This is a genomic window from Phenylobacterium sp. (assembly GCF_035475775.1).
Lineage (GTDB): Bacteria > Pseudomonadota > Alphaproteobacteria > Caulobacterales > Caulobacteraceae > Phenylobacterium.
In genome coordinates, this window is the sequence record NZ_DATIMC010000144.1 from 12,647 (window position 1) to 27,166 (window position 14,520).

Consider the following 14,520-nt stretch of genomic DNA (forward strand, 5'->3'; position numbering starts at 1 on the left):
CTCCGTCGGATGGCGCGGCCACTCTAGACAGTTGTTCGGCGGAGTCTAAGCCACCTGCAGATCGTCGTCCGCGCGGGGCTTGGCGGCCAGGGCGTCGGCGAGCGCGCGGGCGAGCGCCGGCGTCGCGAAGGGCTTGCGCAGGATCGCGCTCGCCCCGGCGGCGAGGCTGGCCGCGGCCTCGTCCGGATCGCCGCCGATGAGCGCGATGAGCGGGGTCCGGCCGGCGGCGCCCTCGAGCGCGCGGATCGCGGCCATGGCTTCAGGCCCCGCGGCCTTCGCGGAAGCGCCCACCATCACCATGTCGAAATCGCAAGCCCGGGTGAGCTCCACGGCGCGCGCGCCGTCGGCCGCCTGGACGACCTGATGCCCCAGCTGTTCGAGATTGGCGCGCAATGCCGTCGCGGTCAGGGGGTCGTCGTCGCAGACGAGGGCCCGCAGGCGACGACGCTCGGCAGGCCCAGCCCCGGGCGCCGCGCTTTCGTCCCGGCGCTCGACATGCGCCGCGGGATCGAACGGCAGCTCGAGCGTGAAGCAGCTGCCGACGCCCGGCGCGCTGTGGGCGCGCAGCTCCCCGCCCATGAGCCGGGCGAGCTGGCGGGCGAGCGTGAGCCCCAGGCCGGCGCCTGGCGTGCCGGCGCAGGTGCGCACGATCCGCTGGAACGGCTGGAAGGCCTGGGCGAGCTCGTCTTCGGTGAGGCCGGGCCCGGTGTCGGCGATCTCCACGGCGAGCTGCGAGGGACCGGCCAGGGCCACCCGCGCCTCGATTCTTCCACGCAGGGTGAAGCGCACGGCGTTGCCGACCAGAGCGGCCAATACCTGGCGCACCCGGGCCGGATCGCCGATCGCCGCGCCGCCCTCGGCGCTCGCCAGGTCGGCGTCCACATGCAGCGAGATCTCCAGGCCCTTGGCCGAAGCCGCGGGGCGGCTGGCCAGCACGACCTCGCGGGCGATGGCGATCATGTCCACCGGCTGCGGTTCCACCGACAGGCGTCCCGCCTCGGCCGTCTCGGCGTCCAGGGTGGTGTTCAGCACCGACAGCAGGTCGTTGGCGGCGTCGAGCGCCGCCGCAAGCTGTTCGCGCGATGGCGCGGCCCGGCCGTTCCGGCCGGCGGCGGCGGCCAGCACGTGGGCCACGCCGGTCAGGCCGTTGCGGATCTCGTCTGAGAGCGTGGCCACCAGGTCGGATTTGGAGCGGGCCAGCCGGCGCGCGGCCTCGGCCTGCTCGGCGCGGTCGGCGGCCAGGGCCTCGCGTTCGGCGGCGAGGGCGAACTGCTTGCGCAGCATCCGGTTGACCAGGAGCGCCAGCGCGAAGGCCAGCGCGGTTCCGCCCCAGGCGAGTTCGGCGAGCAGGTGGTCCTCCGGCCGTGAGAACAGCCCCAGCAGCGGCCCCGCGACCGCGAGCGGGCCGACGATGAGCAGACTGGGCAGCCACGCAGCCGTGAACATCACGCAGATGATCCCGCCCGCCAGCGCGGCGAACTGCAGGGTGGAACCCACCGGCCCCGCGCCCTCGGCGAAGATCGCCATCTGCGCCGTCGCCACGGCCCAGAGCAGTCCGCACAGAAGCTGCACGCGGCCACGCCGGGCAAGGTCCTGGGCGGGCGGCTGCTTCAGCCAGCCCACCGCCGCGTAGAACGCGCCCCAGGCGATGGCGAAGATCACGAAGGTCAGGCTCATCCAGGCGGCGTTGCGCGCGTGCCCGGCCGCCCAGACGTAGACCGGAAGGCTGACGCCGAAGGCGATCAGCGCATATCGCAGCAGGCCAGCCTGGGTCTCCAGCGCCTGGCGGGTCATGGAACCGGCGCTCGGGGGCGCCTCGGCCGTCTGGGCGGGCGTGGACAAGGCTTGGACCTCACGTCTGGGTTTGTCGTGAGCCTAGCCGCGAGCCGTTCCCGCATGGTTACGCGAGATCGTTAATCCACAGCTCCGCCGGCAACCTCCCGTTAAGCATGAGCCCGCACCCTCAGACTCGTGGGAGTCTGATTCAGAGGGAATCGGGCGGGGGACTTCGGCGGGCATGGCCACGACACGGGCCGCGTTGACGGACGAGGACATCCGCACGCTGGTGAAGGGCGCGACCGCCGAGGAGCGCGCCTGGGCCGCCCAGAAGCTCTGCTGCACGATGGACGCCCAGCCCCTCACGGACGAGGAGCGCGAGGCGGCGGCGGATATCCTGCGGATCATGGCCGACGACGCCGCCGAGCTGGTCCGCCGCGCGCTCGCCGTCACCTTGAAATCCTCGCCTCTGGTGCCCCGCGACGTGGCCCTCAAGCTGGCGCGCGACGTCGAGAGCATCTGCCTGCCGGTGCTGGCGTTTTCGCCGGCCTTCAGCGACGCCGACCTGGCCGAGATCGTGCGGCTCGGCGGGCCCGTACGCCAGCTCGCCATCGCCAAGCGGCCGGAGCTCTCGCGCGGCGTCACCGACGCCCTCGCCGAGCACGGCGCCGAGCGCCCCGTGGCCGCCGCCTGCGCCAACGACAACGCCGATTTCGCCGAGCAGGCGCTGCAGCGGATCATCGATCGGTTCGAAGCCTCCGAGCGCGTGCTCGCCGCGGTCGCGTACCGCGAGGCGCTGCCGCTCGCGGTGGCCGAGCGGCTCGTCACGCTGGTGGGCGAACAGCTTCGGGAGCATCTCGTCAGCCACCACACGCTCTCTCCCGAGATCGCGATGGAGGTCGCGCTCGGCGCCACCGAGCGGGCGAGCATCGACCTGGTCGACCAGGCCGGCCGCACGGCGGACGTGAAGGGCTTCGTCGCGCACCTCTATGCGGAGAAGCGGCTGAGCGCGTCCCTGCTGCTCCGGGCGCTCGCCCAGGGGCACATGACGTTCTTCGAGTGGAGCGTGGCCGAGCTCGCCGGCGTGCCGCACCACCGCACCTGGCTGATGATCCACGACGCCGGCCCGCTCGGGCTGAAGGCGATCTACGAACGCGCCGGCCTGCCCGCTCGGCTGTTCCCCGCTTTCCGCGCGGCCGTCGACACCTTCCATTCCATGGAGTTCGACGGCGGCGCCAAGGATCGCGAGCGCTTCCAGGAGCGCATGCTGCAGCGCTTCCTGACCCAGCCGCACGCGGCGTCGCAGGACGACGTGGACTACCTGCTCGACAAGCTCGACCGGGTCTCCCGCGAGATCCGCGACGGCGCGAGCGTGGAGAGCGCCTGAGGCGGTTGACGCAGCGTCCGTCTTGCCGCTTCGAGCCGCGCGCCCCAAGCTCGCGCCATGACCGACGTCCGCGCCCCCGCCGAGATCAGACCTGCCGCCACCATCCTGCTGCTCCGGGACGAGCCGGCGTTCGAGGTGCTGATGGTCAAGCGCCATCATCAGATCGATTTCGCCTCCGGCGCGCTGGTGTTCCCCGGCGGCAAGAGCCACGCCGGCGACCACGACGAGGCCTGGGCGGGGCAGGCGATCGGCTGGGGCGACTACGAACCCGACCAGCGGGGCCTGCGCATCGCGGCGATCCGCGAGGTGTTCGAGGAAGCTGGAATCCTGCTCGCCAGGCGGCGCAACGGGGCGCCCATCGGCGGCGAGGCCTGCCCGATGGATGTGCGTCAGGCGGTGGACGCCGGGACCACCGCCTTCATCGACGTGGTGCGCGCGCTCGACGCCGAGCTCGATCTGGCCGCGCTCACCGTGTTCGCCCGCTGGATCACCCCGGCGATCGTGGCGAAGCGGTTCGACACCTGGTTCTATCTGGTCAAGGCGCCGGACGATCAGCTGGCGGCCTGTGACGGCCGTGAGACCGTGGATGCGGAGTGGATCCGTCCCGCCGAGGCGCTCCGGCTCGGGGAAGCGGGCGAGCGCACGGTGATTTTCCCGACCCGCATGAACCTCAAGCTGCTGGCCGAGGCGCGCGACGCCGAGGACGCCGCAGCCCGCGCCCGGGGCCGCCGGCTGGTCACGGTGCAGCCGCAGGTCCAGGAGCGGGGCGGCCGGCGCGTGCTGGTCCTGCCGCCCGACGCCGGCTATGGCGCGGTCGAGGAGCCGCTCGAAAGGGCGATGTAGCTCAGCCGCTCAGGCCGCGAACTCGCGGACCCGGCGCTCCAGCTCCTGCGCGAGGGCCGCGCCGACCGGATGGGTGTCCGACTTGATGTCGTCGCGGACGGCGGCCTTGATGCCGTCGATGTGGGCGTCGACGAGGGCCATCGGGGCGGTGAGCCGCTTGTCCTTCTCGTCGATCAGCTTGCACAGCGAGCCCGCGATCCGGGTGATCAGCTGATAGCCGTAGGTGGTGCCCAGGCCCTTCAGGTCGTGCGCCCGCAGATACAGGTTCTCCATGGTCTCGGGCGTCATGCCCTGGACCTTCACCTCGTGGCGGGCGGCGTCGAGCTTGGTGATCTCGTCCTGCAGCCACTGGGAGAAATTGCCCGACAGGCTCTTCAGCGCCGCTTCCGCCTTGGCGATGGCCGCCGCGTCGATGCCGCCGAGGCGACCCCCACCCACCTTCAGCCGCAGATTGTTCGACGGCGGGATCACCTGACTCGGATTCTGTTGGCTCACAGAAAGCCCCCTCTTGCTCTTGCGAGACACGGTAGGCGGCAAGCCGTTAATAACCGGTGAGCCGCAAGCTACGGTAATTGGTGGGCTTTCTGGGTTCGCTGGCTCTGCTCAGGCGGAGAACTGCTCGGCCAGCACCCGCTCCTCGAGGCTACGCCCGGCGTCGAACAGCATGGTCAGGCCGATGCTGCGGTCCTCGGCGACCTCCACGGTCAGGACATCACGGACTTCGAGGTTGTCGGCCACCGCGCTCACCGGACGCTTGTCGGCTTCGAGGATTTCGAACGCCACCTTGGCGGTATGCGGCAGCAGCGCGCCGCGCCAGCGCCGCGGCCGGAAGGCGCTGATCGGGGTCAGCGCCAGCACGCGGGCGTCGAGCGGTATGATCGGCCCGTGCGCCGAAAGGTTGTAGGCGGTCGAGCCCGCCGGCGTCGCGACCAGCGCCCCGTCGCAGGACAGCTCGGCGAGCCGCACCTTTTCGTCGATGGAGATCCGCAGCTTCGCGGTCTGGCGCGTCTGGCGCAGCAGCGACACCTCGTTGATCGCCAGAGCCTCGTGGGACTGGCCGTGCAGGTCGCGGGCGCGCATGCGCAGCGGGTGGATCACCGCCCGCTCGGCCGCGTTCACGCGCTCCAGAAGGCCGTCCTCGGAATACTCGTTCATCAGGAAGCCCACCGAGCCGCGGTTCATCCCATAGATCGGCGGGCTCTCGGGGATATGCCTGTGCAGCGTCTCCAGCATGAAGCCGTCGCCCCCGAGGGCGACGATCACCTGCGCCTCGGCTTCCGAGGCCTCGCCATAGCGCCTGACCAGCCGGGCGCGGGCCTCCTGAGCTTCGGGGCGGTCGCTCGCGGTGAAGGCCACGCGGGTCACGAAGGGTTGCGGCTTCAACATCCGGCTTTGAGAAGGCCGCGGCCGGCCCAGGCTTGTCAAACGGCGTCCTGGATCGCCTTGGCGGCTTGCCGGAAGGCGGCTCCGGCCACCTTCGGGCTCACCGGCCCGAACGCGCCGGCCGCCCGATGCTCACCGTCGGCGCCGCCCCCGGGGCGGCCGCCGTTCAGTTCCCGCACCATGTGCAGGATCGCTGGGAAGACGCTGCGGTCGATGCCGACGGCGGCGCAGGCGAGCGCCAGGATCTCGGGTCGGTCGGAGCCGATCGCCCGGCGCACCTGCTCGGCCTCGAAGCGGCCCAGGATGGCGAGCGTGGTGCAGAACAGGGACAGCCGGCCCTCGCGCAGGGCGCGGACCAGATAGCCTGGCCGGAGCTGGCCGGCGGCGTGCAGCTTGTCGATCAGCCGCCGCTCCATGGCTTCGCGCTCGCCGTCGCGGGCGACCACCAGCAGCCCCTGGCCGTCGTGCACCCCGCCGTGCGCCTCGGCGACGCTGGCCGCGAGCGCCAGGGCGATGTCCGTGGATTCCAGCCGGAACCGCTCGACCAGCGCCTCGCGCAGCGCCTTGCCGACCCAGACATAGAGCTGCAGGGCGAGCTCGCCCGTGAGCTTCGGATGCCGCGACAGCGGCGAGCGGAGCGCGGCCACCTGGCGGGCCATGTCCACCAGCCGCGCCATGTCGGCCTCGGACAGCTCGGCGGTGGCGTTGCCGGCCAGCGCCGCCAGCACGGCCGGCTCGGCCTGCTTGAGGATCGCCGCCACCACGGGCGCGCCGAGCCTCGGCCGCCGGGCCACCTCGATCTGGTGCTCGATGGTGGCCTCGACGAGCAGGCGGATGAGATCGTGGTCCTTGAGCGCGGGACTGGCCGCGATCACCGGGCGGGCGATCTCGATCTCGTCCAGCGCCAGCACGTTGATCAGCGCCGGGGGCGCCCATTCGGCGTGCGCCAGCTTTCCCGCCAGCCTCTGGCGGATGTCGCGCTCGGCCTCGACCACCAGGGTCAGGAAGATGGAATTGAGCAGCGTCTGCACCTGAGGCTGGTGCGCGGCGGTCCCGCCGCCGGCCTCGCACAGACCGACGAGACCGAGCAGCAGGCGCTCGCGGTCGGCGGGCGCACGGCTCTTGGCGAGGTCCACGAGGCTTTCGCTGTTCAGCGCGACGCTCAAGACCGGCTCCCCCGGGACGGTTAACGGCGATCGTCGCCGCACTCTGCCGCGCCGCGATGAAAACATGCTTAAACAGGCCCCAGCCGCGCCTCGGCGCGTCCGATGCGAGAGACCACATGGCCGATCCGCTGCTGCTGGCGCTGGACCAGGGGACCACCAGCACCCGCGCCATCCTGTTCGACGCCAACGGCCGGGCGCTGGCCGAGGCGGGGCGGCCCTTGCAGCAGTTCTATCCTCAGGACGGCTGGGTCGAGCACGACGCAGACGCGATCTACCGCGCCTGCGTCGAGGTGCTGCGCGAGGCGGTGGCGACGTCCGGCCGGGAGATCGCAGAGGTGGCCGCCATCGGCATCACCAACCAGCGCGAGACGGTGGTCGTCTGGGACCGGGCCACCGGCCAGCCGATCGGCCGGGCGATCGTCTGGCAGGACCGCCGCACGGCCCAGGCCTGCGAGCGGCTGCGCGCCGCCGGGCGCGAGGCGCAGGTGACCGCGACCACCGGCCTGCTGCTCGATCCCTACTTCTCGGGCACGAAGCTCGCCTGGCTGCTGGACCACACCCCCGGCGCGCGGGCCCGCGCGGAGGCCGGCGAGCTGCTGGCCGGGACCATCGACGCCTGGGTGATCTGGAAGCTGACCCGCGGACGGGTGCACGCCACCGACGCCACCAACGCCTCGCGCACCCTGCTGTTCGACCTGAAGCGCCAGGCCTGGTCGGAGGAGATGTGCGAGCTCCTGGAGGTTCCCCCGGCGCTGCTCCCTGAGGTCCGCGACTGCGCCGGCGACTTCGGCGAGACGGAGGCCGCGATCCTCGGCCGCGCCATTCCGATCCGCGGCGTGGCGGGCGACCAGCAGGCGGCATTGATGGGCCAGGGCTGCATCGCGCCCGGCGCGATGAAGGCCACCTACGGCACCGGCTGCTTCATGCTGATCAACACCGGCGAGACGCCGGCCCCCTCGCGCTCGCGGCTGCTGACCACGGTGGCCGCGCGGGTGAACGGCCGCACGACCTACGCCCTGGAAGGGGCGATCTTCATCGCCGGGGCGGCGATCCAATGGCTGGGCGAGGGGCTGGGCGTGGCCGGCGGTCCCCAGGCGGTCGAAGCCTTGGCGATGCAGGCCCGAGCTGATCATGGCGTGGTGCTGGTTCCGGCGTTCACGGGCCTCGGCGCGCCGTGGTGGGATGCGAACGCCCGCGGCGCCGTGTTCGGCCTGACCCGCGACGCCGGCCTCCCCGAGATCGCCCAGGCGGCCTTCGACGCCTGCGCCCTGCAGACCCGCGATCTGATCGAAGCCATGCGGGCCGACGCGCCGGAGGCCTTCGCGGGCTCCGTCGAGCTGCGCATCGACGGCGGCATGAGCCGCAGCGGCTGGTTCGCCCGGCGGCTGGCCGACCTCACCGGCGTGCAGGTCTGCCGCGCCACCTATCAGGAGACCACGGCTCTGGGTGCGGCCCTGTTCGCGGGCGTGGGGGCCGGCGTCTACGCCGACCTCGCCGAGGCGGCGGCGGCGCGGCCGGGCGCCGAGGACTACGCCCCCGAGATGGAACCGTCGCGGCGCGAGGCCGCCTACGCCCGCTGGCTGGACGCTGTGGCGCGGGTGCGCACCTGAACTTGACGCCGCCCGCCGCGGAGAGGACTCTGCCGGCCGGAATTTAAGTTCAAGGAGACGGCCCATGGCGGACGGTTCGGTCGCGGGCGTGACCTCGCTGCAAGGCAAGGTGAGCGCCGAGGAGTGGCAGGCGCGCGTGGATCTCGCGGCGCTCTACCGGCTGGTCGCCCTGCACGGCTGGGATGACCTCATCTACACCCACATTTCCGCCCGCATCCCCGGGCCGGAGCACCACTTCCTGATCAATCCGTACGGGCTGATGTTCGACGAGATCACCGCCTCGTCGCTGGTCAAGGTCGACCTCGACGGCCAGGTGCTGCAGGAGACCGCCTACTTCATCAATCCGGCGGGCTTCACGATCCATTCGGCGATCCACGCCGCGCGCGACGACGCCAGGTTTGTGATGCACCTGCACACCGACCAGGGCGTCGCCGTCGCCGCCCAGAAGGAAGGGCTGCTGCCGCTGTCGCAGCACGCGCTGATCGTGCTGCCGAGGCTCGCCTACCACGACTACGAGGGCGTGGCGCTCAATCTCGACGAACGCGAGCGGCTGGTCGCCGACATCGGCTCCAAGACCCTGATGCTGCTGCGCAATCACGGCACCCTGGCGGTCGGCGAGACGGCGGCCAACTGCTGGGTCGGGATGTTCTACCTGGAGCGCGCCTGCAAGCAGCAGGTGATGGCGCTTTCGGCCGGCCGCGACAACGTGCTCATCGCGCCGGACGCGGCCCAGGACGCCGTGCGCGGGCTGGGGTCGAACGGATCCAACGGCATCGGCGGCGCCCTGGCCTGGCCCGGCTGCCTGCGCCGGCTGGATCGCCACTCGCCGGGCTACGACGCTTAGTCACCGCCGGCAAAAAGAGGCCCTCCGCCTCGCGGGGGAGGGCCTAATGAAAATGCCGCGGCCGAGCGGGGGAGATCGGCCGGGCCAGCGCGACGGACGCGCTCAGGGACGTCGACGCGAGGACCGGGGCCAGGGTCGACGAGATTGACCATTGCGCACGCGGCGCTACCCGTCAAGGTTGTCCATGCCGATCCTGCCCGTCTGGCACGAAATTCCGCTCACGAACTGGGCGGGCTGGTCTCGGCCTTCAGGTAGGCGATCACGTCGATCCGGTCCTTCGGGTCCTTGAAGCCGGGGAAGGTCATCTTGGTGTTGGGGACCATCGCCTTGGGGTCGGTCAGCCACTGGTCGAGGTGCGGGGCGTCCCACGTGAAGGTCTGCGCCTTCAGCGCGTCCGAGTAGTTGAATCCGGCCTTGCTGGCGACCTTGCGGCCGAAGATCCCGTTGAGGTTCGGGCCGGTCATGTCGGGGCCGCCGGGGGTGAGCGTGTGGCAGGACTTGCAGATCGCGAACTTGGCCTCGCCGTTTTCCAGGTCGCCGGTGTTGAACGGGGCGGGCAGGCTCGCCACCAGCGCCTTCTTCTGCGCATCGGTGGGCTCGGCCGTGGTGGTCGCGGCCGGCGCCCCGGGCTGCTCGCTCGAGGACGCCTGTGCGTTCTGCGATTGGGTGTTGCTCGGCGACTTGCCGCAACCGGCGAGCGTGGCGGCGAGCGCCGCAGCGGCGAAAACCAGACCCGGGTGGCGCATGTTCGGCGAGTCTCCTCAGCGGCCAGAAAAAAGGTGCGGCAAGCTAGCGCGTCGTCTTGCCGATGCAAGATGGCTTGACCCGCCCGTGGCCGATCCGTGATATGTCACCCTTAGGTGACTTTGCCGGAGCCTATCCATGGCCGCAACGCCAGCGCCGCAGCCCCCTTCCGCCGAGCTCATCGATCGCCTGCAGCGCCGTCGCACCTGGGGCGTGATGCTGCAGGGCCTGTTCTTCGTGAACTGGCAGCTGCTGTCCCTTCCGATGCTCATGCCGTGGACGTGGTCGGACGGGGCGTTCGACATGATCCGCGCGGCGACCTACCTCCTCTGGCCGGCGCTGATGCTGGCGCTCATCGCCACCGGGGGCGGCTTCATCCTCTCCCGCGAGATCCGCGCCGTGCTCAACGACGAGACCACGCGCGCGCACCGCCGGCGGGCCTTCGAGTTGGGGTTCTGGGGCGCCATGGCCGGGGTCCTGGCGGGATACGGGCTGAGCCTCGCCGGGACGGCCTCGCCGCTCGTCGTGGTTCATCTGGTTCTGAGCGCCGGCTTGGCGACCTCCATGATCGCCTTCGCCGTCCTGGAGCTGCGCGCCCAGGCGGATGGCTGAGCGACGTCGCTAGCGCCGCATCGCGCGCCGCTCGCGATTGACCGCCTCGTCGAGCGCCTGCAGGAAGCGCGAGCGGTCGGCGCGCTCGAACGCCTTGGGACCGCCGGTGATCTCGCCGGTGGAGCGGATGTGCTCCGAGATCGCCCGGCCCGCCAGCGCCTGGCCGATGCTGTCGGGCGTGAAGGCCCGTCCGTTCGGCGCGATGGCGCGGGCCTGCTTCTTCAGCGCCCGCTCGGCCAGCGGGATGTCGTTGGTGATCACGATGTCGCCCGGCTCGGCGCGCTCTGCGATCCAGTCGTCGGCGACGTCGGGCCCGGCCTCGACCATCACGAACTCGATCAAGGGCGAGGCCGGCGTGCGGATGAAGCCGTTGGCGACCACCATCGTCTTCAGCCCATACCGCGCGGCCACCTTGTAGACCTCGTCCTTCACCGGACAGGCGTCGGCGTCGACGAAGATGCGCATGTTGGCGTCCGATGGGATGGCGCCGGATGAGGGACTCGAACCCCCGACCTTCGGTTTACAAAACCGCTGCTCTACCAGCTGAGCTAATCCGGCCCTGGATCGGCGGAGCGATGCCACGGCCGCGGGGCCGCAGCAACCGTGGCCGTTCGGCGTTTAAGCTTCCCTTCGCGATTCCGGGCGATGATGGCCGCAGGATCTTGGCGGCAGGCGGAACAATGGCGAAGCATGCCCATGCGGCGGCCGACGCGGCGGCGGCCCACGCCGCGACGAACAGCGCCGCGGCCGATGCGGCGCAGACGGCGCCGCCCATTCCGCCGATCTGGCATTGGTCGATCTCCGAGATGTGGACCGCAGTGGGCCACGCCTGGACGACGGCCATCCACGCGCCATACCTGGGCCTCCTCACCCTTGCGGTCCTGCTCGCCGTCGCAATCCGCATCCTGGTGAAGCTGCTCCGCTGAGCCGAAGCGGCTTGGAAGCGCGCCCCGGCTGTGCTTGCGTGGCCCGGTCCGGGCGCGGAGAGAGCCGTGAATTTCGACGAGTACAGAAGCTACGACGCCGTCGGCCTGGCGGAGCTGGTGGCGCGCGGCGCGGTCAGCGCGGGCGAACTGGTCGAAACCGCCGCCGCGCGGATGGCGAAGGTCAATCCGCAGATCAACGCCGTCACCCAGGACCTGACGGCGAGCGCGCGCGCCGCAGAACCGGTGAACGGCCCCTTCGCCGGCGTTCCCTTCCTGCTCAAGGACCTGGGCGCGAGCCACGCGGGCACGCCGACCACACGCGGGTCACGCCTCTTCGCCCACGACGTGGCGGCGGCCGACAGCGCGCTCGTGCGCCTCTACAAGGCGGCCGGCCTCGCCATCATCGGCAAGACCAACACGCCCGAGCTCGGCCTCTGGCCGGTCACCGAATCCGAACTGCTGGGGCCTTGCCGCAACCCCTGGGACCTCTCGCGCACCTCCGGCGGCTCCTCCGGCGGGGCGGCGGCCGCGGTCGCGGCGGGGATCGTCCCGGCCGCGCACGCCAGCGACGGCGGCGGCTCGATCCGCATTCCGGCCTCCTGCTGCGGCCTGTTCGGGTTCAAGCCCTCGCGCGGGCGGGTCTCGTTCGCGCCGGCGGGCGAAGGCTGGGCCGGCGCCTCGATCAACCACGCCGTCACCCGCTCGGTGCGCGACAGCGCCGCCCTGCTGGACGCCGTCTGCGCGCCGCAGCCGGGGGATCCCTACTTCCTGCCGCCGCCGCAGGTCGCCTTCGCCGAGGCCGCGCGGCGCGCGCCGGGCCGGCTGCGCATCGCCTTCACCACCGCGGCCCTGCAGGCGAGCGCGCTCGATCCCGAATGCGAGGCCGCCGTCCTCGAGACCGCCAGGCTTTGCGAAAGCCTCGGCCATGCGGTGGAGGAGGCGCGCGTGCCCGGCGACGCCTCGGCCATGCAGGCGGCCGCCGGCGTGGTGATCGCCGCCAGCGTCGCCTCCGAACTGGACGCCGAAGCCGAGCGGCGCGGGCGCGCCATCGAGGAGGGCGAGCTCGAGCCGCTCACGGTTTCGACCTACCGCCGCGGCCAGACGGTCGCCGGCCCAGCCTATGTGCGGGCGCTCGCCGCGCTCCACGCCTACGCGCGCGCCGAGGCCCAGCTGTTCGAGACCTACGACGTCCTGCTGCTCTCCACGCTCGGCCAGCCCGCGATCCCGCTGGGATGGCTGTTCGAAGCGCGCGGCAAGGTCGGCGAGCGGCTCGGCCAGTTCATGCCCAACACCCAGCCGTTCAACATCACCGGCCAGCCCGCCATGACCGCGCCGCTCGCCTGGAGCCGATCGGGCCTGCCGATCGGGATGCAGTTCGTGGCCAGGATGGGCGAGGAGGGGCTTCTCTTCAGCCTCGCAGGGCAGCTCGAGCAGGCGCGGCCGTGGTTCGACAAGGCGCCGCCGCTCTGAGCCTTCCGCGGGCGTGACGCCGCCCCGCCCGGCGCGCTACAGCGGCGCCAGCGCCATTCCCCGGAGCCTGCATGCCGTTGAGCTGGACCGCGATTGTCCCGATCCTGATGCTGATCGCCTCCAACGTCTTCATGACCTTCGCCTGGTACGGCCAGCTGAAGGTGGAGCACCGGCCGCTGTGGCTGATCCTGCTGATCAGCTGGGGGATCGCCTTCTTCGAATACTGCCTGGCGGTGCCGGCCAACCGCATCGGCCGGCTCACCTATGACCCGGCAGAGCTGAAAGCCCTGCAGGAGGTGATCACGCTGTCGGTGTTCGCGGTGTTCTCCGTGACCTGGCTGAAGGAGCCGGTCACGCCCAATCACCTGGTGGGCTTCGCCTTCATCGCGCTCGGCGCCTTCTTCGTCTTCCGGGGCCCGTTCTGAGCGCCTTGCGCCGCCGGCTTTGGCGAACCACCTCTGGCGGCCTATAAGCCCCGGTTTCCGCCCAGCGCCCGAAAGTCCATGCCCCGCATCCTGATCACCTCGGCCCTGCCGTACATCAACGGGATCAAGCACCTGGGGAACCTGGCGGGCTCGATGCTGCCGGCCGACGTCTACGCCCGCTTCCAGCGCTCGCGCGGTCACGAGACGCTCTACATCTGCGCCACCGACGAGCACGGCACGCCCGCCGAGCTCGCCGCGGCCGAAGCCGGCCAGGACGTCAGCGACTATTGCGAGGAGCAGCACGCCGTCCAGCACCGCATCGGGCGCGCCTTCGGCCTGTCCTGGGACCACTTCGGCCGCTCGTCCTCGCCGCAGAACCACCGGCTGACCCAGCGCTTCGCCCAGTCGCTGTGGGAGGCGGGCTTCATCGAGGAGCGGGTGACCCAGCAGGTCTATTCCCTGGCCGACAAGCGCTTCCTGCCGGACCGCTACGTGATCGGGACCTGCCCGCATTGCGGCTACGACGCCGCGCGCGGGGATCAGTGCGAGAACTGCACCCGGGTGCTCGATCCCGCCGACCTGATCCATCCGCGCTCGGCGATCTCCGGCTCGACCGAGATCGAGATCCGGGATTCCAAGCACCTGTTCCTGCGCCAGTCGCTGTTCGCGCCGAAGCTGCGCGAATGGATCGACGGCAAGAAGCGCGAGTGGCCCAATCTCGTCACCTCGATCGCCTACAAGTGGCTGGACGAGGGGCTGCAGGACCGCGGCGTCACCCGCGACCTCTCCTGGGGCGTGCCGGTCAACGCCTTCGAGTGGGGCCCGGACCCGCAAGGTCGGCTGCCCGACGCGGCGGGGCTGGCCGACAAGGTCTTCTACGTCTGGTTCGACGCGCCCATCGAGTACATCGCCGCGACCTGGGAGTGGGCCGACGCCCGGGCGATCGAGGATGGGCGCACGCCCGAGGATTCCGCCTGGGAGCGCTGGTGGCGCGAACCCGCCGCGGCGGATGTGAAGTACGTCGAGTTCATGGGCAAGGACAACGTGCCCTTCCACACCGTGGGCTTCCCCTGCACCCTGTTCGGAGTGAACGAGAAGCTCGGTGCCGACGGCAGGTTCACCCCTCGCGAGAATGCGCCGTGGAAGCTGGTGGACGAGCTGAAGGGCTTCAACTGGCTCAACTATTACGGCGGCAAGTTCTCGACCTCGCAGAAGCGCGGCGTCTTCATGGACCACGCGCTGGAAATCCTGCCGGCGGACTACTGGCGCTGGTGGCTGACGGCCAATGCGCCGGAGAGCTCGGACTCCTCCTTCACCTGGGAGCAGTTCCAGGC

The 14,520-nt window shown here is 71.3% G+C and carries 15 protein-coding genes and 1 tRNA gene; 9 read left to right on the forward strand and 7 right to left on the reverse strand.

Annotated features, from left to right (window positions below; genetic code table 11):
- Positions 1-45: 45 nt before the first annotated feature.
- The gene (locus VLI41_RS16660; protein ID WP_325269213.1) at positions 46-1,842 is read right to left on the reverse strand and encodes a hybrid sensor histidine kinase/response regulator; all 1,797 of its coding nucleotides are present in this window, start codon (positions 1,840-1,842) and stop codon (positions 46-48) included.
- A 175-nt stretch (positions 1,843-2,017) separates the two neighbouring features.
- On the opposite strand from VLI41_RS16660, the gene VLI41_RS16665 reads away from it, so the two are divergent.
- Entirely contained in the window at positions 2,018-3,163 is a 1,146-nt protein-coding gene (locus VLI41_RS16665) for a DUF2336 domain-containing protein (protein WP_325269214.1), read from the forward strand.
- 57 nt (positions 3,164-3,220) lie between these two features.
- Positions 3,221-4,006, forward strand: coding sequence for an NUDIX hydrolase (locus VLI41_RS16670; protein WP_325269215.1), 786 nt, complete (start codon positions 3,221-3,223; stop codon positions 4,004-4,006).
- A 9-nt stretch (positions 4,007-4,015) separates the two neighbouring features.
- Here the strand turns inward: VLI41_RS16670 and VLI41_RS16675 are convergent, their stop codons facing one another.
- The 3 genes from VLI41_RS16675 to VLI41_RS16685 all read right to left on the reverse strand — a co-directional run bounded on the left by VLI41_RS16675 (position 4,016) and on the right by VLI41_RS16685 (position 6,555).
- On the reverse strand, positions 4,016-4,501 hold the full coding sequence (locus VLI41_RS16675) for an Hpt domain-containing protein (RefSeq protein ID WP_325269216.1): 486 nt from the start codon (positions 4,499-4,501) through the stop codon (positions 4,016-4,018).
- A gap of 108 nt (positions 4,502-4,609) precedes the next feature.
- A complete protein-coding gene (locus VLI41_RS16680) occupies positions 4,610-5,392 on the reverse strand; it encodes an NAD kinase (RefSeq protein ID WP_325269217.1) in 783 nt (260 codons plus the stop codon).
- A 35-nt stretch (positions 5,393-5,427) separates the two neighbouring features.
- Positions 5,428-6,555, reverse strand: coding sequence for a DUF2336 domain-containing protein (locus VLI41_RS16685; RefSeq protein ID WP_325269218.1), 1,128 nt, complete (start codon positions 6,553-6,555; stop codon positions 5,428-5,430).
- A gap of 116 nt (positions 6,556-6,671) precedes the next feature.
- Between VLI41_RS16685 and glpK the strand changes: the two genes are divergently transcribed.
- On the forward strand, positions 6,672-8,165 hold the full coding sequence (gene glpK, locus VLI41_RS16690; protein ID WP_325269219.1) for a glycerol kinase GlpK: 1,494 nt from the start codon (positions 6,672-6,674) through the stop codon (positions 8,163-8,165).
- Between the two features lie 64 nt (positions 8,166-8,229).
- Positions 8,230-9,009, forward strand: coding sequence for a class II aldolase/adducin family protein (locus tag VLI41_RS16695; protein ID WP_325269220.1), 780 nt, complete (start codon positions 8,230-8,232; stop codon positions 9,007-9,009).
- A 218-nt stretch (positions 9,010-9,227) separates the two neighbouring features.
- Here VLI41_RS16695 and VLI41_RS16700 read toward each other — a convergent pair whose 3' ends face one another.
- Positions 9,228-9,755, reverse strand: a complete 528-nt coding sequence (locus VLI41_RS16700) for a cytochrome c family protein (RefSeq protein WP_325269221.1) — start codon at positions 9,753-9,755, stop codon at positions 9,228-9,230.
- 136 nt (positions 9,756-9,891) lie between these two features.
- Here VLI41_RS16700 and VLI41_RS16705 point away from each other — a divergent pair, with 136 nt between their 5' ends.
- A complete protein-coding gene (locus tag VLI41_RS16705; RefSeq protein ID WP_325269222.1) occupies positions 9,892-10,365 on the forward strand; it encodes a hypothetical protein in 474 nt (157 codons plus the stop codon).
- A 9-nt stretch (positions 10,366-10,374) separates the two neighbouring features.
- Here the strand turns inward: VLI41_RS16705 and VLI41_RS16710 are convergent, their stop codons facing one another.
- Together VLI41_RS16710 and VLI41_RS16715 are read right to left on the reverse strand one after the other, a co-directional pair.
- Complete coding sequence (locus VLI41_RS16710) at positions 10,375-10,830, reverse strand: YaiI/YqxD family protein (protein WP_325269223.1); 456 nt, start codon at positions 10,828-10,830, stop codon at positions 10,375-10,377.
- A gap of 17 nt (positions 10,831-10,847) precedes the next feature.
- A tRNA-Thr gene (locus VLI41_RS16715) sits at positions 10,848-10,923 on the reverse strand.
- A gap of 122 nt (positions 10,924-11,045) precedes the next feature.
- Between VLI41_RS16715 and VLI41_RS16720 the strand changes: the two genes are divergently transcribed.
- From VLI41_RS16720 to metG, 4 genes are all read left to right on the forward strand, one after another.
- A complete protein-coding gene (locus VLI41_RS16720) occupies positions 11,046-11,291 on the forward strand; it encodes a hypothetical protein (protein WP_325269224.1) in 246 nt (81 codons plus the stop codon).
- Between the two features lie 66 nt (positions 11,292-11,357).
- Positions 11,358-12,761 carry an amidase gene (locus VLI41_RS16725; RefSeq protein ID WP_325269225.1) on the forward strand — a complete coding sequence of 468 codons (1,404 nt, stop codon included), beginning with the start codon at positions 11,358-11,360 and terminating at the stop codon, positions 12,759-12,761.
- Positions 12,762-12,832: 71 nt separating this feature from the next.
- Positions 12,833-13,186, forward strand: a complete 354-nt coding sequence (locus tag VLI41_RS16730) for a DMT family protein (protein WP_325269226.1) — start codon at positions 12,833-12,835, stop codon at positions 13,184-13,186.
- A 78-nt stretch (positions 13,187-13,264) separates the two neighbouring features.
- On the forward strand, positions 13,265-14,520 hold a 1,256-nt coding region (gene metG / locus VLI41_RS16735), incomplete at its 3' end, for a methionine--tRNA ligase (RefSeq protein ID WP_325269227.1).

What these genes read in the sequence shown, in the direction of transcription:
- VLI41_RS16665 (WP_325269214.1), top strand. Translation starts at nt 2,018, where the DNA reads ATGGCCACGACACGGGCCGCGTTGACGGACGAGGACATCCGCACGCTG.
- VLI41_RS16670 (WP_325269215.1), top strand. Translation starts at nt 3,221, where the DNA reads ATGACCGACGTCCGCGCCCCCGCCGAGATCAGACCTGCCGCCACCATC.
- VLI41_RS16680 (WP_325269217.1), bottom strand. Translation starts at nt 5,392, where the DNA reads ATGTTGAAGCCGCAACCCTTCGTGACCCGCGTGGCCTTCACCGCGAGC.
- glpK (WP_325269219.1), top strand. Translation starts at nt 6,672, where the DNA reads ATGGCCGATCCGCTGCTGCTGGCGCTGGACCAGGGGACCACCAGCACC.
- VLI41_RS16695 (WP_325269220.1), top strand. Translation starts at nt 8,230, where the DNA reads ATGGCGGACGGTTCGGTCGCGGGCGTGACCTCGCTGCAAGGCAAGGTG.
- VLI41_RS16700 (WP_325269221.1), bottom strand. Translation starts at nt 9,755, where the DNA reads ATGCGCCACCCGGGTCTGGTTTTCGCCGCTGCGGCGCTCGCCGCCACG.
- VLI41_RS16705 (WP_325269222.1), top strand. Translation starts at nt 9,892, where the DNA reads ATGGCCGCAACGCCAGCGCCGCAGCCCCCTTCCGCCGAGCTCATCGAT.
- VLI41_RS16710 (WP_325269223.1), bottom strand. Translation starts at nt 10,830, where the DNA reads ATGCGCATCTTCGTCGACGCCGACGCCTGTCCGGTGAAGGACGAGGTC.
- VLI41_RS16720 (WP_325269224.1), top strand. Translation starts at nt 11,046, where the DNA reads ATGGCGAAGCATGCCCATGCGGCGGCCGACGCGGCGGCGGCCCACGCC.
- VLI41_RS16730 (WP_325269226.1), top strand. Translation starts at nt 12,833, where the DNA reads ATGCCGTTGAGCTGGACCGCGATTGTCCCGATCCTGATGCTGATCGCC.